This is a genomic window from Ruficoccus amylovorans, assembly GCF_014230085.1.
GTDB lineage: Bacteria > Verrucomicrobiota > Verrucomicrobiia > Opitutales > Cerasicoccaceae > Ruficoccus > Ruficoccus amylovorans.
Genome location: NZ_JACHVB010000063.1, coordinates 1 through 17,784, shown reverse-complemented (window position 1 = coordinate 17,784; position 17,784 = coordinate 1). Strand labels below are relative to the sequence as shown.

The following is a 17,784-nucleotide window of genomic DNA, read 5'->3' as shown; positions in this document are numbered from 1 at the left end:
GGCTCACGATTTAGAAATTATCCGTGGTGGAGGCCTGGTTGCCGGAGTCTCCCATGAGCTGCGGATTCCAGTTGCCAATATCGTCGGCGCTTTCCTGGCCGTCGGGCCCCCAGGACCACAGGTCGTAGGACTCGGTGTTCTTTTCACCGGGGAAGCGGTACTGGTACTCGTTACCCCACGGGTCTTTGGAGAGTTGCTTGATGTACGGTCCCTGCCAGTTGACGGCCTCGTCGGAGGGACGGATCATCAGGGCCTTAAGCCCCATCTCGGTCGTCGGGTAGCTTCCCATGTGTACCCGGTAGGTCATAAGGGGCGTTTCGAGCGTTTCGTTGACGAAGATGCGGGCGACTTCCTTGTTACCACCGCCGAGGATGCGGTCGAGGTTGGTGATAAGGAGCGCGACGATGGCGGCCAAAAGCGCAATCGCGATCAATACCTCAAGCAGCGTGAAGCCTTTGCGGCGTTGTGCCGGGGCAGCTTTGGTCATCATAATTATGAAGTTGAAGTGCTAGTCGTAGAATTAGGTTGGGTAATGCGAAACCGATTCAGTAACGTTTTTTTCAAAATGGTTCAATAATATGTGAAGAATTCATTCATATAGTTGCAAAAAATGCTTCAGTTAAGGGTAAACCGATCAAAAACGTCCCTCCGGCTGATCTGTGGAGTGGGGGATTATGATTTTTGCTTGCGTTTAAGGTATTAAATATCAAAAACGAAAGCATGCAGTCGGTTGCCCGTCCCAATGTGCTTTTAATCACCAGCGACCAGCAGCACTGGATGACGCTGGGCTACAACAATCCGGAAATCCGGACCCCAAACCTCGACCGGCTGGCGGCGCAGGGGATGGTCTTCGATCGGGCCTACTGTCCGAACCCGACCTGCACCCCGACCCGCTCCAGTATCCTGACTGGGCAGTACCCCAGCCAGCACGGCGCCTACACGCTCGGGACCAAACTTGACGAGTCGCGTCCCACCATGAACGACCGTTGGCGTGAGCTGGGCTACGCGACGGGCCTCATTGGCAAGGCGCACTTCCAGCCACTGGCTTCGCCCCCGGAGTTCCCGTCGCTGGAGGCGTACCCGGTGCTGCAGGATCTGGAGTTCTGGCGGACCTTTGAGGGGCCGTTTTACGGTTTCGACCACTTCGAGCTGGCTCGCAACCACGGAGACGAGGCCCATGTCGGCCAGCACTACGCCCTGTGGATGGAGGAAAAGGGCTTCAAAAACTGGCGCGAGTGCTTCTGCGAGCCGACCGGCACCCACGCGCCGCAGCATGGCCGTTGGAACATCCCGCAGGAGTTTCACCTCAACACCTGGATCGCCGAGCGCACGAACGTCCTCATCCGCGAGTGGGCCGGACGCGGGCAGCCCTTCTTTCTGTGGTCGAGCTACTTCGATCCGCACCCGCCCTACCTCGTGCCCGCGCCCTGGGACACGATGTACGACCCGGATACGCTGACCCTGCCCGCGCCGCAAGCCGACGGCCACCGCCACAGCCCGCGCTTCCACCGCTTCGCCATGAGCGAGGGGGCCAGCAGGGAGGACTATGGTATTAAGGGCAAATGGATGCACGGGGTGCATTCCCATGTGCAGGACCCCGCGCAGACGCGGCGCGATCTCGCGCTTTACTACGGGATGGTCTCGTTCATGGACCACATGATTGGCCAGACCCTCGACTGCCTGGACGAGCTCGGGCTGACCGACAAGACGCTGGTGGTCTTCACCACCGACCACGGGCACTACCTCGGGCACCACAGCCTGATCGCCAAAGGCCCCTTCCACTACGAGGACGGGGTAAAGGTGCCGATGGCTGCGCGCTGGCCGGGGCATATCCCGGCCGGAGTCCGTAGCAATGCCTTGCAGAGTCTCGTCGATCTTCCCGTGACGTTGCTGGCCGCCGCCGGGCTGGAGAAGCCCGGCCACATGTCCGGGGTGGACCAGTTGCCTGTTTGGGTGGGAGAGGTCGGGGCGGCCCGCGACCATTGCCTGGTCGAGAACAACCACGTCCCCGGATCGGTCGAGTTGCGGACCTACATCGACGAGCGCTACAAGCTGACCATTTACCGCGACAGCGACGAGGGCGAGCTCTACGACCTGCGGGACGACCCCGGCGAGTGTGAGAACCGCTTCGACGACCCGGCCTGGGCGGAGGTGAAAATGCGCTTGTATCACCGTTTTGTCCAAGCTGAGATGGCCAAGGATGTCCTGCCTATGCCACGGATAGCCCCTGCGTGATGCCTTCCTCCGACTCTTCCTCCAAGCCTTCGCTCCTGTCGCTCCAGCGCGGGCTGGCCGTGCTCGACCTGCTGATCCGCTCCGGCGCGGGCCGGATGCGCTACAGCGAGATGAAGACCGCGCTGCCCGGCGTGCAGGACTCGACGCTGGCCCGGCTGTTGAAATCCCTCGAAGCCCTCGGTTACGTCGAGCGACTCGCTGACGCCGGTTACCGGCTTTCGTCGCGGGTGTTCGGGTGGGGGCCGTACCTGAACCGCGCCCGTCCCGCGTTCGCGGACCTGGCCCGCATCGAGGTTGAGCGGTTGGCCGCCGAGGGTGGGGAGTCGGCCTGTCTGATTGTTTTGGAAGAAGACCGGCTCGCCGTGCGTGAGTCTCTCTCGGTCGAGGGGGGGATCAGCGTGATTCGCGCAGGCGACACGCTCTACTTCGAGCCCGATCATGCCGGGGCGGTTGCCGTGCTTTCGCTCTTGAGTGCAGGCGAGCAAAAACGTCTGCTGGCGGGACCGTTCAGCCGGTTCTCGGACGGGGAGAGCCTCGCGGACAGCCTCCGCACCATGTCTGCGGACGGGGACATTTCCGCACCGGGCGGGATGCTGCTGGACGAGTCAAGCGTCCGGCCGGGCGTCTGCCGTCTGGCCAAACCTTTCCACTGCGGGGAGACGCTCGGGTGCGTCTTTTATTGCCTGACCCTTGATGCCGCGCGGACCCGGCGTCCGCTGCTGAGTATCCTGCTGGAGGGGGCCTGCCGTCGGCTGGAGGAGGGCGTCAGCCCGCTTGCTGGGCAATGAGAATCCCGGCGGCACTGAGGCAAAGAAAGCCCAGCACGAAGACCGAGAGGCAACCCTTGCTTTGCGCGGCGGCAAGTTCCGGGTGGTCCTTGGCCAACTGCGCCGTGATGGCGTCAATCTCCTGCTTGGCCTCGCTCAGGCTCAGTCCGGTGGCCTCGCGGTAGATCTTGATCGCCTGGATTTTGTTTCCGGCGAGGATCGCTTCGGATACCTGGTTAAGTTCCTGGTCGGAGAGGGGCATGCGTTGGGGGAGGGGAGGTGTTATAAGGGATTCTCTGGCCAAATGCTTGGCGGTTTTCAGCCTTGGGCCAAGCTCTGGGCCTTTTCGTAAAGCAGGCGGCTGACCCAGGCGTCCGTTGCCGCATAGACCAATTGGCTGTGGCTGAGATTGGACCGTGCCCAGTTCGAGACTTGCGCGCCCTTGGAGATGCGAAAGCCGAGCAGGATCGCCGCCAGCGAGCGCAGGCCGGTGTTGTTGATCCCGAGTTGCTTCGTCATGGTGGCGATTTCGACAAAGCCCCGGTCCTTGAAGGGGGCGATTTCCTGGAGGCGGCGCACGTCGTCGTGGAGGGCTACGCCGACTTTGGCGATCGACTTGCTGCCGAAGATGGGGCTGAGGACCCCGATGCCGTCGAACTGCCCGATCTGAAACAGATAAACCTCGGTGGCCGAGGCGAACTGCACCAGCGAGGGCAGGTAGTGGTCCCCCTTGCGGAAGGACGGGCGCGATTCGGTGTCAAAGCCCAGCACCTGCTCTTTCTTGAGGATTTTGACCGCCTTGCGGGCCTCCGCCTCGTTATCAATCAAGTGTATTGTGCCCTCGTAGCGAAAAAGCGGCAAGTCGTTGATCTCAGACTTGCTGATGCTTGTAGCGTACGGCAGCGCCTCCGTTCCAGTCTCTTGTTCCAAATCCACAGTATTGTTCCCTGCCATCTATATTTCCATCTCAAGCCCGTCATAGGCGAGCAGTATTTGCTCCGGGTAGCGCTCGTGTCCGAGTTTGCCGCCGGTTTCCTGATGGTATATATTGCAGTACATGCGCGTGTTGAAAAGAAATTCTTCCAGCGCGGCGTCGCTGCTGGTCGGCTCGTGGTGGAAGATCGCCAGCTTGCGCACCCCGGCGCGGGCGGCCAGTTCCACGCCCATGACGTTGCTGGAGTGCCCCCAGTTGGCCTTGGTAAAGGTGGCGTCGGCCATCGTGTACTGGGCGTCAAAAATGAGCAGGTCCGCCCCCCGGAAAAAACCGACAAAGGGGTAATCCTTCTCGTAGGCGTCGTGCTTGTGCTCCGAATCGGTCGAATAGACCACGCACTTGCCGTCTTTCTCAAAGCGGTAGCCGTAGGAAATGCCGGGGTGGTTCTGCGCCATGCTCGTGACAGAGAAGCCCCCGACCTCGAATGGCGTGCCCGGTTCGCGGATCTCGAAGCTGATGTCCGCCGCCAACTGGTCGAAATGCACCGGAAAGAACTGCCCCGACATCTGCTGGCGAAAACAGGCCTCGGCCTCCGGGTGATAGGCGTGGATGACGATCCGGTTCCCCGGGATGAAGGCCGGCACAAAGAACGGAAACCCCTGCAGGTGGTCCCAGTGCAGGTGGCTCATCACGAAGTGGTAGGTCGAGGGCTTTTTCGCCTGCCCGCTTTTGACGAGCGTGAGCCCCAGGTCCCGCAAGCCCGACCCGGCATCGAGGATGACGAAATCTCCGCCGGGGTTATCCAACTGCACGCACGAGGTGTTGGTTCCGTAGGTTCCCCGCACTGCGAAAGGCAACTCCTGGTCGATGAAACGGTCAATCGCCTCAGCCGATTCCAGCTTGTAGCCCTGAGCGGCCTGCACGGCCATGAAGATCTTTTCGCGAACGGTTTTCTCGTTCACGCTCGCCGGTAATGAACCTTGGGTACCCCAGAAAATGACCTTCATTTGATGTCGGAATGGCGCTCAAAAAATAATAGAACGGATTATCAACGCTAAGCCGGGAGGTGCGCTATTTCCAGCCTAAACCCGTCGTAGCCAAGGGTTTTTAGGCGATGGATTTAGCATTTATTTTACAAATTGGTGGTCGAGCGTAGTGGATGCTCCGGAGTTGGATATCGTGCGGCTTCCCCTGGATGAAAAACTGCCGCTCCTTGTGAGTCAGGTGGGCGGTTATGCCGGATTTTATTGACCACGGGGCGATTTAAGAGCAGGCCTTGAGTGTTTTCTGGAAATGGCAACTGGGACCCGATCCTTGATGGCTGCTGTCGTATGAATTCATGCTTTGCGTGGTATCCTGTACAGAGCGAAAAGGATTTCCGGTCAGCCTCTGGGCTTTGCTTCATACCCTTTAACGTAAATTCAACCACCCCGTTACGCCCGTCGTTTATGCCCGATATAGCCTCGTTTCGTTCCGGTACGTCCCGCGTCAGACCTGCTTTCTTGCCGCGTTGCGTGCGCCTCGTTTGTCATCCGGCACGGTTGGCTGTGGCCGCGCTGCTGCCGCTGGCTGCGGTGGCCCAGGAGCCTCCGGCTCAGGAGGCGTGGATCGTGTGTGCCAACGACCAGCGCTATACGCAGGTCGGGGGCGGGGAGCGCATTTACCCCGACGCCCGACCGGGTTCACTGGTTATGGTCAACGCCACGGCCTTGCCAGAGCTTGAAGTGCGCACACTGGAAAACGTTCCCGCCAGCCTGATCGGGCCACCGACCTCGGTCGCGGTCACGCCGGACAACCGCTACGCGCTTGTTACCGCCGCCATGCGCCTGGATCCCGAAGATGCCTCTCGGCAGGTGGTTGACACGCGCTTGAGCGTTGTCCGGCTCGATGGTGAAGCGCCGGAAATTGTGCAGACGCTTGAACTGGGCCGTCAGCCCTCGGGTGTGGAAATCAACGCCGAGGGCACCCGTGCGCTCGTTGCCAACCGCGCGGATGGCACGGTCTCCCTGCTGGAGTTGACAGGGGAGGGGCGGCCCGTCCGCCTGCTGGGGACTTTTTCCGTGGCCGAGCCGGAGGAGAGTGTGTCGCACGCGACATTTTCCCCCGACGGTACCCGTGCCCTGGTCACGTTGAACAAGTCCGACGGTATTCTTTACGTTTCTCTCGAAGACGACACCGTGACCGTCCTGCAGCGCGTTGACGGTCGTTCCGGGCCGTACGCAGCCGAGTTCATGCCGGACGGCGGGCAGGCCGTGGTCGGCAATGTCTACGATGGCACGCTCTCCGTCCTCGATGTGAAAGCTGACCGTATCGAGATTGTGGATACAATCCCGGTGGGCACGCTGGCCGAGGGGGTGGACATCAGCCCGGACGGGCGTTGGCTGGCCGTCAATTGCCTGGACAACAGCAATCAGCGGCCCGAAGACCCCTTCTACCGCTCCAGCGGGATGGTGATGCTCCTGCGCCGAGAGGGGAGGACTTTTTCAGCAGTGGATGTGGTGCGGGTCGGCGGGATTCCGCAGGCGGCGATTTTTACGCCGGACGGGCGCTATCTGGCTGTGGCCAGTAATACCGAACGGGACATCTGCTTCTACGAACTCAGTAAAGAGGGAAAGCTCGTTCCAACGGGATTGCGCATCCCCTGCTCCGGTGGTCCCGCCGCCATGCGTATTGCCAATTGAGGGCAGACTTCTTTCCGGTTTCACGGGGCTGCGTGCTCCGGACCCGCGTCAGGTCCGGCTGGACCGACAATCAATTGGGACAGCGTCGCTTAGTTGTCCTGTGCGACTGCGCACTGCGGGGTTTGGGTGATCTGCTTACGCAAACAGGCCCTAAGACGGTTTCGAAGCGACATCGTCTCTGGCACTTATATTCATTTGTTTTTTTTCTGGCTACGATTTTTGGGACGCAGGCTTGAGGGAGTCATGCCCAGCGTATGCGTAAAAGAACGACTGAAGGCATAAATATCCCTGAAGCCCAATCTTTCCGCGGTATCTTTTACGGATAATTCTGAAGACGATAGCAGAAGCGCAGCCTCGCGCAGTCTCCACTCGCGCATGTAACGACCGAGACTGATACCTGCGCGAGCCCGGAATTCCGCGCGAAGGTGACTGGCGCTTATTCCAAGAAGTCCCGCCACATCTTCAACAGACAAGGATCGGTGGGGATTCTCGGTAAGCAGTTGCCTCACAGCCGCAACCATCTCGGGTTCACCACTTGGGATTTCTTCCTCATGCTTCCTGTCGGCAAGGATAGGAAACAACTCCAGTAATACTCCCAGCACATTCACACTGAGCAAGCTGCCGCACATCGGGTCATCCTGCGCAGCCCACGTAGCCAGCACAGACTCCAGCCGGTGCATATCGGCTTGGCTCATTGAAACCGGCTTCAGATCAGAAGCCGATGGAGCCGCGTGCCCTGGCCAATCAAATGTGATAAACAGCCAGCACAGTTTCTCCGATACCACATCGTTGTAGTGGTGAAAGTGAAGCGGAGGAATAAGGATCACCGAGCCGGGGGCCATGTGACATGGATTACGGTCCAACCGAATCGTGACCTCTCCCTCCAAGACAAATATCACCACCCACCGGTGGTGAAAATAGGACGAGACGTCATCAGAAGGAAGGCTTCGACGGTGACTTCTCGAAAACAACAGGATGTTGTCCGGAAAGGTCCCGCTCCACCGCCTGATCCCCGAATAATAGTTGGAAGGAACGGGAGGCACTCGTCGGACCTTCCCCCTGACCCTCTTGATTAAGAGATTATCTGTGGCCATCGTTTTTGCAAAATCTTCCATCGCCAGTGCCATTGCAAGAAAATAGGATTCCGGCTAAAATGCCACCATCATGTATTCCCCTGAATTCACAGCCGTCCCCCTTTCCTGCGTCAAGATTGGCGTCATCGGGGCTGGTAGTCGTATGAGGAACGTTCTCCGGCTTCTGCTCGGCAATCCGGCGGCTGCTAAAATTTCTATAACCGCAGTTTACGATCCTGACAAAGATTCAGTCCGCCAACTGCGCCAGGATTTGGCTCCCGAGGCGCACATCTGCGCATCCGCCGAAGATCTCTGTGCGCGGGAGGACGTTGACTGGGTCTTCATCGGCTCCTGGAACAGCTACCACGCCCAGCAGAGCATCGCCGCCTTCAAGGCGGGCAAGCATGTTTTCTGCGAAAAGCCCCTCGCCCTCACGCTTGAGGAGGCCCGTTGCATGCGTGACGCCCAGGTAGAAAGTAACCGCACCTTTGCCCTTGGCCTCGTGCTGCGATACTCACCCTTTTATCGCAAGATTCGCCAGGTTCTCGACGAGCAAACCATCGGGCGTATCGTCTCTTTTGAGTTCAACGAAACACTGACCTTCAACCACGGCGGATACATCCACGGCAACTGGCGCCGCAAACGCGCCAACGCCGGAACCCATCTTCTCGAAAAGTGCTGCCACGATCTTGACCTCATGCTGTGGCTGGCCGAAGACAAGCCCATGCGTGTCGCCAGCTTTGGAGGGTGTGCGGTATTTACTCCCGACAACAATTACCTGGCCAAGCGCATCGGCCCCAACCCGGACACCGGCCGCCCGGCCTACCAGAACTGGATTGACCCCACAGGCATCAACCCTTTTAATGATGACAAGGACATCGTTGATCATCAGGTCGCGATTGTTGAGTTTGCGACCGGCATCCGGGCCACTTTTCACACCAATTGCAATGCCGGCATCGACGAGCGCCGCTTCTATGTCCTTGGCACCGAGGGAACGATTCGTGCTGATGCAATGACAGGAGTCATCGAAGTTCGCCGCATCGGCTGGGACGAATCTCCGGTCGTCTATAAACCGATCGAAGGAAACTCCCACGCAGGTGGTGATGAAGTCATGACCAGCGAACTCATCGATGTCCTTCTCAATCACGTCCCCCCTGCCGCCGGCTTTGGCGAAGGCGTGCGCTCGCTCGCTCTGGCCAACGCCATTGACCGTTCCATGGACTTGGGACACATCGTCAACCTCGACCCGACGTGGGTGGAGTTGGAATCTATCTACGGTCCTCTCTTTGGGAGAGGCGCCCTGCCACAAAAACACAGCCCAAACAACCTATGCCAATGAATACCAAGCTTCGCGTCTTCTTGCTCACGTTCACCCTGGCTGCCCCGCTCTCGGCCGACGTTCTCTTCTCAGAGAACTTCCAAAGCTACCCCAGCGGCTCTGTCCTTGGCTCCCCCTGGAGCCTGAGTGTTCCGGATAATGGCAGCACGCTGACCTATCGCATCGCCACGGACACCTCTGATCTCTTTGGCCAGGGGACCAGTAACAAGTACCTCTCCCTGCATGATGGCGTAAGCGGCGCTCCGAATATTCAGTTCTACCGGACCGTATCGACTCCGTCCACCATTGGTCAGATATCCTTCTCCTTCTACGACCCGCTGACCAGCACGACCGGCGGGGCCAACAACACCGGCTTATTGGTCCGCCTTGGCACATCCACAACGGGTGCCGCCGGTAACAGTACTTCCCCGTTTGGCATTTTCGTTTCCAACGGCGGGATATATACCAACAGCCCCGGTTCCTCGTCCATCGATACCAACAATCTGCTCGCCACCTACGATACCAGCCCAACCCGTACTGCGCAGGAGTTGAGCATCGTTTTTAACAACGGCACCACAGACATCACCTATGGCGATGGAGACATCTATTCATTGGCTGCGGGAAGAATGGACATCTGGCTGAATGGCATCGTGGTCGCATCCGGCCTCACCAAATTCAATAACAACACCTCCACCGATGGTATAGGCAATGTGACTTTCAATGGCCAATCCTCCGGCGAATTCAACATGTACCTGGACGACATTTCCTACCTGTCGAATATCACGATCCCGGAGCCTTCCAACTTCGCATTCATCATTGGCGGAGTATTATGCCTTGTGTTCACGGCCCAACGTCTCCGCCGTCGCGCCTGAACGCCGTTTGTATGATTTTGGCAGGCGGTCTGAAATAGAAATGCAACGACCGCCTGCTCCATCCAGCCACACCATTTATTTCCCATGCATACTACAGCTCTCATCCTTGGTCTCTCATGCCTCACGTTGACGTCCCTCTCGGGCGCTACTACGGAGCTCTTCGAGAACTTCGATTCGGCAACGCCCGACACAAGCCTTGGCGAGCCGTGGGTTCTCCATCAGGCCGATGATCCAAAACTGGAATATCTGGTCAAAGCTGATACCCAGAATCTTTTCGGCAAGGGAGAGGGAAACAACTTCCTGTACCTGCGCGACGGCGGCTCGCAGGCGAATATTCAACTCCACGCGGTCATCAAGCCCTACGGTTTCGGATACAGCGGACAGGTTGAATTCACCTTTTACGACCCTGGCATCTCCAGCGTTACCAAGAACGCCAACGGCCTTCAGTTGCGACTGTCCACCTCCGATAATAATCCGGGCAATTCCTCCACTGCCTTCATGATTTTCCTGACCAATGGCGCAATATACACGAATCGCCCCGACTCCGCGGACATCAATAAAACCTCCAGGCTGGGTGAGTATGCCATGCACCAGCCGCACAGCCTCATTCTCGTTTTCAACAACGGTACATCTGCGGTGAGCTATGACAAAGATCGTCGCACGCTTGAATCCGGCACGATGGACGTGTGGCTGGATGGTGTCCTGATTGCTTCCGGAATTGAAAAACATCATACCGCCGCCATGAGACCGCTTAAAAACATTGCCATCAACGGACAGGCTTCAGGGATGTTCAGCTTCTTCCTCGATGACATAGCCGCCGGCTCGGAAATCACGTGGGTTTCGAGTCGCTGATGCGATCTGCCCATCAAAAGCACAGGTCCTTTCATGAACGCTTCATTCAGACCGCGCAGTCGAAAGTTTGTTGGTTTCACGCTGGTTGAAATGCTTACGGTTATCGCGATCATTGGCGTCATCGCCTCCATCCTGATCCCGACCATAAGCAAGATTCGAGCGACCTCTCAACGCACCCACTGTGCCAGCAACCTGCGCCAGATCGGGATCGGCATCAACCTGTATGCCAACGAGCATGAGGGCGTACTTCCCGGCGGCCTCAACGAGGGCCAAAACGGCCTCTACAAGGGAGAATCCAGCGGCTCTCTGGCTGCGTTCATCGCCCCCTATGTCGATGGCACCCTGTACAAGTCCGGCGTCTCCCTGAAGAACGAACTCTTCGTTTGCCCGTCCTGGGAAGCTCTTCGAGTCAGCGGCGTCTGCTACGCCATGAACATGCGGGTACCAATCGACGGAGGTGACACATGGATTGAACCTTTTGGCCGTGCCACCGGCAGCAAGAAACCCATCCGTCTCTATCAGATATCCGACCCCCTGCCGAATGTCCCAGCCATATACGAGGTTGACCGGAAAAACATCAAGGCGAACGGTGGCCCCATCGGTCAGTCCGCCACTTGGGACCCAGTACATGGCAATGTCCGTAATGTCCTCTACTTTGACGGCAGTGTACGCACGGAAAACGTTGACTGACGCTCCTTCCCCTGGCCACAAGCCAACGTGATTGTACACACCGCCCCGCACGCTTACCCCGATCGGGAATTTGTGAGATAATACCACCTATGCACACTTGTTTTCATCCTCCCTCCGGCACTTGGCCGGTTATGCTAACCCCCTTCACGCCGGACGACACGATCGACTGGCCAGCCTTCGATGAGCTCGTGGACTGGTATGTGAGTGCTGGCGCCTCCGGACTTTTTTCCGTGTGTCTCTCCAGCGAGCTTTATCACCTCTCGGCAGAGGAGAAAGAAGCTCTCGCCAAACGTGCGCTCGCGCGAGTTTCTGGTCGCGTGCCTGTCATCGCTGCTGGCCCAATGGGACCAGACCTGAATGACATGGCGGAGCAAACTCGCCGAATGGCTGACACCGGTGTCGCGGCGGTCATCCTGCTGACAAACCAATTCTATTGCGAAGCGCCCGACGAACCGGACGGCAGCGATTCTGATTGGCGCGACGCCGTTTCCCGTTTTCTGGAGCTTGTCCCTGACAATATCCCCTTGGGTATCTACGAGTGCCCCCGCCCCTTCCCGTGTAATCTTTCAGCCGGGACACTTGGCTGGCTGGCCGGCACCGGACGCTTTGTCATGACAAAGGACACCTGTTGCGACTCCGGGGTCATCGCTGAAAAGCTGCGCAGCACAGCGAATACTCCGCTAAGCTTCTACAATGCCGATGGGGTCACCCTGCTGGATAGCCTCCGCCGGGGCGGAGCTGGCTACAGCGGCATAGCAGGCAACTATTTCCTGTCCCTTTTCTCCTGGCTCTGTCGCCACCATGCCGAGCAGCCAGCGCTAGCCGAGGAACTCAGTGCCTTCATTCAAGCCGAAAACCGGCTTGTCCACGTGCAGTATCCCCAATCAGCCAAGCACTACCTCGGGCTTGCCGGGCTCCGCCTCACGCCGCACACCCGGGTGTCCAGTTTTGACTTCAGTGCATCCCAGCTTGAGGACTTGCGTTCGCTCAGGGGCCGCATCATCGACTGGGAGTGCCGTCTTGGCCTCTGCCCTTCGACCACCGCCGCGCGATGACTTCTGACTCCGCCCCGGCAAATGCCATCGACCTTGCGGTCATTGGACTATATTTCGTCCTTACGATCACTTTCGCCCTTTATGTCAGCCGGAAGGACAGGTCCGTTGAAGGGATAACTGCGGCCAGCCACAGCATCCCCGGTTGGTTGTGCGGCCTGTCTATCGTCGGCTCCTTTATCAGCTCGGTCACCTTTCTGGCGCTCCCCGGCAAGGCGTTTATTGAGAACTGGAATGCCTATGCCTTCAGTTTGGCCATTCCTGTCGCTGTCTGGGTCGCCGTAAAGTACTTCGTCCCCTTCTACCGCAACGGTGGTCAGATATCCGCATACTCCCACCTGGAGGCCAAATTCGGAGGCGGAGCACGGCTTTATGCGACCCTCTGCTTTGTGCTTTCCCAGCTCGGGCGTATCGCGATTGTCACCTACCTCATGGCCGTGCCCGTCAGTGTATTTCTCGGCTGGGATATCCGAACCATCATTCTGGTCACGGGCGTTTCCACCACCCTCTATACATTCATAGGCGGGATCACCGCCGTCATCTGGACCGATGCCATCCAAGCATTGGTGCTCATCCTCGGCGCGCTTATAAGCATCGCCCTCATCTGGATCAATGTGCCCGGCGGGGCCGTGGAAATTATCCGGCTCGGTGCCAGCGAAAACAAGTTCAGCCTCGGCAGCCTGTCACTCACACTTACCGAATCCACATTCTGGGTCGTTTTTGTGTTCGGCCTGGTCGGCAACCTTCAGGCCTTCTCGGTGGACCAGAACTATGTGCAGCGCTACCATGTAGCCACCTCAGCCCGGGAAGCCAACAAGGCCGTCTGGCTCGGAGGGCTCATCTACATTCCGGTTTCCGCCGTCTTTTTCTTCATTGGGACCAGCCTGTTCGCCTTTTACCGGCACCATCCGGAGCGCATTAGCGCCGAGCTGCTTGACCCCCTGAAAGGGGACTGGGTCTTTCCGTACTTCATCTCCACCGAGATGCCCACCGGACTAACCGGCCTCGTCATCGCAGCTATATTCGCCGCCGCGATGAGTACGCTCTCCAGCAGTCTCAACGCCTCCGCCACCGTCATCTACTCCGATATCTACCGACGCTACATCAAACCTGACGCGACCGAACGTCAGTCCATCCGCACCATCCGCCTCACAACGATCGCGATCGGCGTGGTTGGCACCCTGCTCGCCATCCTCATGATCCATGCCGGCAGCACGCTGGATGTGGGGTGGAAGATAAGCGGTATCGTTTCCGGCGGGCTCTTTGGCCTGTTCCTCCTCAGCCTGGCTGTTCGGGTGCGCTCACGGCTCGCCGGTGCCGTCAGCGTAAGTGTCGGCATTGTCACCGTTGTCTGGCTCACGCTATCTCAGACTCAATGGCTGCCGCTCGCGCTGCGTTCTCCCACCCATCCCTTTCTCATCAGCACTTTCGGCACCCTTGCCGTTCTGGCGACCGGTTTTTTTATCCTCCTGCTCGTCCGCACAAAACCCTCCTCCTCGACTAACTAATCCTGCCTTACCATGTCTCCCTTTCAAATCCACACAATGCGCCCAACTTCCCTTTCGAACGTATTCCCGATCCACTGGATTATCCTGACAATACTCCTGCTCGTACCTTCACTGACGGGCCGCGCACAGGAGGCTTCCGCCCGCACGATTACCGCGATCGAGATCATTCACCCCAGGGAATTCGATCCGGTGGACCTTCGCCATGTCGAATTGGCTGCGACTCAATTCCGCCTGCGCATCGGCGACCTGCCGGTTCGCGTCAGTGTCAAAACAAGCGACTCCATTTCCTCCCCCGGCACGCCTGGACTCGTGTATATCTATGTCGGCCGCCCCGACTCCGATCCCGAGCTTGCTCGCTGGCTCACGGATCATCAGGTCGCCATCCCCGATGCCACCGATCCTGGCCCCGAGGGCTTTTACGCCCGCATCGACGCTGACAGCCCCACCGCAGGGCAATTGGCAATCGTCGCAGGTGTCAGCAGCCGTTCGATTCTCTATGGGCTTGGCTGGGTTCTGCAACAGACCCGGTTCAATGACGATGGACTCTATCTGAAATCCGGAGAAATTTGCACCGCCCCCTCTGTTCAAATACGCTCCACAATGGGAGCGGAAAAGCAACCGATGGATCCGCGCGCTGCCCGCGAAACCAAGGCCCGCGCGTGGAGTTTCTCCGAGGGACTCAACTACCTTGATTTCCAATACATGCTCGGTGCGAACCAGATTCTTAACGGCTGGGGCTCCAGTATTCCGTCCTCGACCGAGCGCTCGGAGCGTGCCCAAGACCTCGACGTCGGCTTTATCGTGTGCAATTCCATTAACGGCATTGGCCGGGAAAACATGCAGCCCGGGTGGCGTGCACATGACGCCGGTGGCCTTCATAACGCCAACGTCTGCGTCTCCGTTCCGGAAGCCCGCGAATTCCTCCTTGATGGCAAGGAAGATTACTTCGCGCAGGTGCCGCGGCTCGACCGCATCATCTGGTCTCCTTCCGATGTCGCCGGGTGTGATTGTGATGCTTGCGCGCCGTGGTCGCACACCTTTTACGACCTCGTCAAAGACCTCTCTGAACGTCTCCATATCTACCACCCCGAGACCAAATCCATCTTCGCCAACCAGGACTTTCAGATTGCGGATAATGAATGGTTCTTCTCCAAAATCAAAAACGATAACCCCAGTTGGATCGGTGGTTACTGTATGGCACCCGGAGGCAGCGAGCAAAACACATACGGCGACGTCATCCTCAATCCCAAGTGGGAAAATGCCCCTGGTCCTTTCCCCGAGCGTGCCTTCCTCAAGTCGCTGCGCTCGTACCTCCACCCGGGCCAGGAAATACTATCCCTCATCGACATCTCCCACTGGAAACGCGCGGAGAATGGCATCCCATACATAGATCCGATTCTCTCCGAGATCTACCCCCGACGCACTTTTAACGCCCGCCCCGTGGCCTACCACCGGGTAGTCACCGCTGACATCTCCTGCGTCGATGGACTGCTCGGCTACAGCGAAGGCAACTACGACGATTTCAATAAATACCTCCTCCTCCGCCTGGCCTGGGACCCCAAGCTCGACGCGCGCAGCATCGCCCTGGAATACTACTCTTACTACACCGGAGAAGCCGCCGCTGAAACCCTGGCCGACGCCGTTTTCCAGGGCGAAATCAACTACGAAAAACCGTTGCTTGAGAATGCCGCCGGTATCGAGCGCTCCTATGAACTCGTCACTCAGGCCCGCGATCTGATCCCGGAGGACGTTCTCGCACACGACTGGCGCTACGCCATGCTCGCTCAGCGCGCAGTGATCGACCTCTATATTTTGCGCCGTCAAATGGCCCTGCAAAACGCCTACGATTCTGCCATCGCAGAACTTGACCGCCAGCTTGCAACCAACCGCCCGATTAAAGACCTTATCCCGCTCATCCAATCGCTGGAGAATGCGCTGGAGGAAACCCCTGAATTGCTCGCTCTGCGCAACGAAGCCATCGCACTCGATGATCTCACCGACCGCAACGGCGGTATTCGCTGCGCGGCCTTACTCAAGATCAAAGACTACGACGGCATTGGAGTGAAATGGCTGGCTTCCCAGCTTCGTCACGCCGCCTACGAGGGCGAGAGTTCGAGCGACATTCGCAACAGGATATCCGAAGTGGTCAACTACGACCGTACAGGACCTGGAGAATTCTACGAAGACGTCGGTACGCTCGATTACGCGCCGCACTTCAATTTTGCGTCCGGCAACCTGTATTATGGCACAGGCAGTTGGGCCGACGACTCACGTCCCTCTCAACGCACGTATGCCTATTCCCACTCTCATCAGGAAGGCCTGGAGTTTCAGTTCGATGGGCTTCTTAAAAATACGGATTATGAGTTAATTCTCATGCACCCGAATCCCAGCGGAGTCAGCTTCGCGATCAATAGCCCCAACGAATTCGATGTTGTCGTCAACGGAGAGATCCTCCATCGCGTCATTCCCAGTGGCAAGGGCATTGACCGCATCTCTGTGCGCATCCCCGCCCGGCTCATCACCAATGGAGACGCTGATATCCAGTTCCGGCGTGTCAAAGATCGCGCGCGTAGCACCTGCCTGTCCGAACTCTGGCTTCGCCCCGTCGAAGGGTAAGGAATTCCTTGAGCATCCTGCTCGGGCATTTTCTTTAAAGGATATTTATCGAAGTACCCGGGCCTAACCCCAGCGATCTCAAACGCTGGGGCCGTGGCCTTAAAATCGTGAATCCCGAACCGACCACTCCAAGGTAAAAAGGAGCCGCCTGGGTCAGGCGGCTCCTTTTTAGAGCAGTCTAGAGCGTTTCAAATAAAACTGTATCCGCAATGGGTAAACCAGCCCCGGACATCGTTGGTGGATACGTCCGCCAATGCGTTAGCGATGGCGTCGAGTAAATGGGGATAGTTTCGTGCCTGGATCTTTCGCAGGATTGCCTTGAGCTTACTCCACATCATTTCGATGGGATTGAGGTCCGGGGAGTAAGCCGGCAGGAAGCGGACTTGGGCCTTGGCCTGCCGGATCAGATTGAGGGTGTCCTCGTTTTTATGGGCGCGCAAGTTGTCCATGATGACGATGTCTCCGGGACGCAGGGAGGGGACGAGGATCTGGAGCACATAGGCTTGAAAGACCTCGGTGTTAGCCGCGCCCTCAACACTCATGCAGGCGGTGGTGCCGTCCAGGCGCCCGAGGAGATCATCGTGGTGGTGTGCCAGTGTCCATGCGGAGCATGGCAGAGCAGACGTTGGCGCCCGAGGGGCGCGACCCCGTAACCGGGTCAGGTTGGTCTTGGCCGCCGACTCGTCGATGAACACGAGCCGCGCCGGGTCGAGGCCGCCTTGGCTGCGCTTCCAGCGGCGGCGGGCTTGCGCGATATCGGGGCGGTTTTGCTCGGAGGCATGGAGCGTCTTTTTTTATATGTCAGCCCCAGCTTGTCCAGAGCCCAATGGATCGCTCCGACCGTATAGCCTAAGTCCAGACGCTCCTTGATTTCGGCCAAGGTCAAGTCCGGATGCTGCCCCACCAATGCCTTCAGTTCCGGCCCATGATCAGGCAATAAGCGTGCCTTGCGGCCCGAAAACCGATGCCGGGCTTCGATCAGGCCAGTCCGGCGCCGTTGCTGGATCAGCTTCTTCACCATCCCCAACGACACCCGGAAACGCTGAGCCACCTCGGCCTGCGTGCACTTGCCTTCATCGTAGCTCTCCACGAGCCGCCGTCTCAAATCCAACGATAGCGTTTTCATCACTACCCACTACCAGATCCCAGAGAAAATAGCTACAGTTTTATTTGAAACGCTCTAAAT

Annotated in this window: 17 protein-coding genes; 10 read left to right on the top strand and 7 right to left on the bottom strand. The window is 58.3% G+C overall.

The annotated features are described in order from the left end of the window. Positions 1-10: 10 nt before the first annotated feature. On the bottom strand, positions 11-490 hold the full coding sequence (gspG, locus tag H5P28_RS17935) for a type II secretion system major pseudopilin GspG (protein WP_185677070.1): 480 nt from the start codon (positions 488-490) through the stop codon (positions 11-13). A gap of 230 nt (positions 491-720) precedes the next feature. Here gspG and H5P28_RS17930 point away from each other — a divergent pair, with 230 nt between their 5' ends. Further along, complete coding sequence (locus H5P28_RS17930; RefSeq protein ID WP_185677069.1) at positions 721-2,235, top strand: sulfatase family protein; 1,515 nt, start codon at positions 721-723, stop codon at positions 2,233-2,235. Beyond that, positions 2,235-3,023: a helix-turn-helix domain-containing protein gene (locus H5P28_RS17925; RefSeq protein WP_185677068.1), complete on the top strand. Its 789-nt coding sequence runs from the start codon at positions 2,235-2,237 to the stop codon at positions 3,021-3,023. The genes H5P28_RS17930 and H5P28_RS17925 overlap by 1 nt, the downstream gene beginning before the upstream one ends. Here H5P28_RS17925 and H5P28_RS17920 read toward each other — a convergent pair. From H5P28_RS17920 to H5P28_RS17910, 3 genes are read right to left on the bottom strand one after another with little or no spacing between them, the layout of a single operon-like run. Continuing rightward, positions 3,001-3,264 carry a ribosomal protein L7/L12 gene (locus H5P28_RS17920; protein WP_185677067.1) on the bottom strand — a complete coding sequence of 88 codons (264 nt, stop codon included), beginning with the start codon at positions 3,262-3,264 and terminating at the stop codon, positions 3,001-3,003. The genes H5P28_RS17925 and H5P28_RS17920 overlap by 23 nt on opposite strands. Positions 3,265-3,320: 56 nt before the next feature. Continuing rightward, positions 3,321-3,938: a 3'-5' exonuclease gene (locus tag H5P28_RS17915; RefSeq protein WP_221773478.1), complete on the bottom strand. Its 618-nt coding sequence runs from the start codon at positions 3,936-3,938 to the stop codon at positions 3,321-3,323. 18 nt (positions 3,939-3,956) lie between these two features. Then, positions 3,957-4,898, bottom strand: a complete 942-nt coding sequence (locus tag H5P28_RS17910; RefSeq protein WP_221773477.1) for an MBL fold metallo-hydrolase — start codon at positions 4,896-4,898, stop codon at positions 3,957-3,959. Between the two features lie 552 nt (positions 4,899-5,450). Between H5P28_RS17910 and H5P28_RS17905 the strand changes: the two genes are divergently transcribed. After that, entirely contained in the window at positions 5,451-6,617 is a 1,167-nt protein-coding gene (locus H5P28_RS17905) for a beta-propeller fold lactonase family protein (RefSeq protein ID WP_185677064.1), read from the top strand. A gap of 191 nt (positions 6,618-6,808) precedes the next feature. On the opposite strand, the gene H5P28_RS17900 is transcribed toward H5P28_RS17905, so the two are convergent. Then, a complete protein-coding gene (locus H5P28_RS17900; protein ID WP_246456595.1) occupies positions 6,809-7,711 on the bottom strand; it encodes a helix-turn-helix transcriptional regulator in 903 nt (300 codons plus the stop codon). A 70-nt stretch (positions 7,712-7,781) separates the two neighbouring features. Here H5P28_RS17900 and H5P28_RS17895 point away from each other — a divergent pair, with 70 nt between their 5' ends. The 7 genes from H5P28_RS17895 (at position 7,782) to H5P28_RS17865 (ending at position 16,598) form a co-directional block, all read left to right on the top strand. After that, positions 7,782-9,029 carry a Gfo/Idh/MocA family protein gene (locus H5P28_RS17895; protein WP_185677062.1) on the top strand — a complete coding sequence of 416 codons (1,248 nt, stop codon included), beginning with the start codon at positions 7,782-7,784 and terminating at the stop codon, positions 9,027-9,029. Further along, positions 9,026-9,880 (top strand): hypothetical protein, encoded by an 855-nt coding sequence (locus H5P28_RS17890; protein ID WP_185677061.1) that lies wholly within the window; start codon positions 9,026-9,028, stop codon positions 9,878-9,880. Before H5P28_RS17895 ends, H5P28_RS17890 begins: the two co-directional genes overlap by 4 nt. An 84-nt stretch (positions 9,881-9,964) precedes the next feature. Further along, on the top strand, positions 9,965-10,732 hold the full coding sequence (locus H5P28_RS17885; RefSeq protein ID WP_185677060.1) for a hypothetical protein: 768 nt from the start codon (positions 9,965-9,967) through the stop codon (positions 10,730-10,732). 33 nt (positions 10,733-10,765) lie between these two features. Beyond that, complete coding sequence (locus H5P28_RS17880; RefSeq protein WP_425504487.1) at positions 10,766-11,422, top strand: prepilin-type N-terminal cleavage/methylation domain-containing protein; 657 nt, start codon at positions 10,766-10,768, stop codon at positions 11,420-11,422. 89 nt (positions 11,423-11,511) lie between these two features. After that, on the top strand, positions 11,512-12,477 hold the full coding sequence (locus H5P28_RS17875; protein ID WP_281398264.1) for a dihydrodipicolinate synthase family protein: 966 nt from the start codon (positions 11,512-11,514) through the stop codon (positions 12,475-12,477). Continuing rightward, complete coding sequence (locus tag H5P28_RS17870; RefSeq protein WP_185677057.1) at positions 12,474-13,982, top strand: sodium:solute symporter family protein; 1,509 nt, start codon at positions 12,474-12,476, stop codon at positions 13,980-13,982. Before H5P28_RS17875 ends, H5P28_RS17870 begins: the two co-directional genes overlap by 4 nt. Before the next feature lie 36 nt (positions 13,983-14,018). Beyond that, positions 14,019-16,598 (top strand): hypothetical protein, encoded by a 2,580-nt coding sequence (locus H5P28_RS17865; protein WP_185677056.1) that lies wholly within the window; start codon positions 14,019-14,021, stop codon positions 16,596-16,598. Positions 16,599-16,786: 188 nt separating this feature from the next. Here the strand turns inward: H5P28_RS17865 and H5P28_RS17860 are convergent, their stop codons facing one another. Together H5P28_RS17860 and H5P28_RS17855 are read right to left on the bottom strand one after the other, a co-directional pair. Next, positions 16,787-17,353, bottom strand: a complete 567-nt coding sequence (locus H5P28_RS17860) for an IS630 family transposase (RefSeq protein WP_343075482.1) — start codon at positions 17,351-17,353, stop codon at positions 16,787-16,789. Then, entirely contained in the window at positions 17,257-17,724 is a 468-nt protein-coding gene (locus H5P28_RS17855; RefSeq protein ID WP_185673748.1) for a transposase, read from the bottom strand. The genes H5P28_RS17860 and H5P28_RS17855 overlap by 97 nt, the downstream gene beginning before the upstream one ends. Positions 17,725-17,784: the final 60 nt, after the last annotated feature.

Coding starts and splice junctions, on each gene's coding strand:
- H5P28_RS17885 (WP_185677060.1), top strand. CDS start 9,965: ATGCATACTACAGCTCTCATCCTTGGTCTCTCATGCCTCACGTTGACG.
- H5P28_RS17880 (WP_425504487.1), top strand. CDS start 10,766: ATGAACGCTTCATTCAGACCGCGCAGTCGAAAGTTTGTTGGTTTCACG.
- H5P28_RS17855 (WP_185673748.1), bottom strand. CDS start 17,724: ATGAAAACGCTATCGTTGGATTTGAGACGGCGGCTCGTGGAGAGCTAC.
- H5P28_RS17865 (WP_185677056.1), top strand. CDS start 14,019: ATGCGCCCAACTTCCCTTTCGAACGTATTCCCGATCCACTGGATTATC.
- H5P28_RS17875 (WP_281398264.1), top strand. CDS start 11,512: ATGCACACTTGTTTTCATCCTCCCTCCGGCACTTGGCCGGTTATGCTA.
- H5P28_RS17920 (WP_185677067.1), bottom strand. CDS start 3,264: ATGCCCCTCTCCGACCAGGAACTTAACCAGGTATCCGAAGCGATCCTC.
- H5P28_RS17925 (WP_185677068.1), top strand. CDS start 2,235: ATGCCTTCCTCCGACTCTTCCTCCAAGCCTTCGCTCCTGTCGCTCCAG.
- H5P28_RS17900 (WP_246456595.1), bottom strand. CDS start 7,711: ATGGCCACAGATAATCTCTTAATCAAGAGGGTCAGGGGGAAGGTCCGA.
- H5P28_RS17890 (WP_185677061.1), top strand. CDS start 9,026: ATGAATACCAAGCTTCGCGTCTTCTTGCTCACGTTCACCCTGGCTGCC.
- H5P28_RS17870 (WP_185677057.1), top strand. CDS start 12,474: ATGACTTCTGACTCCGCCCCGGCAAATGCCATCGACCTTGCGGTCATT.
- H5P28_RS17930 (WP_185677069.1), top strand. CDS start 721: ATGCAGTCGGTTGCCCGTCCCAATGTGCTTTTAATCACCAGCGACCAG.
- H5P28_RS17895 (WP_185677062.1), top strand. CDS start 7,782: ATGTATTCCCCTGAATTCACAGCCGTCCCCCTTTCCTGCGTCAAGATT.
- gspG (WP_185677070.1), bottom strand. CDS start 490: ATGATGACCAAAGCTGCCCCGGCACAACGCCGCAAAGGCTTCACGCTG.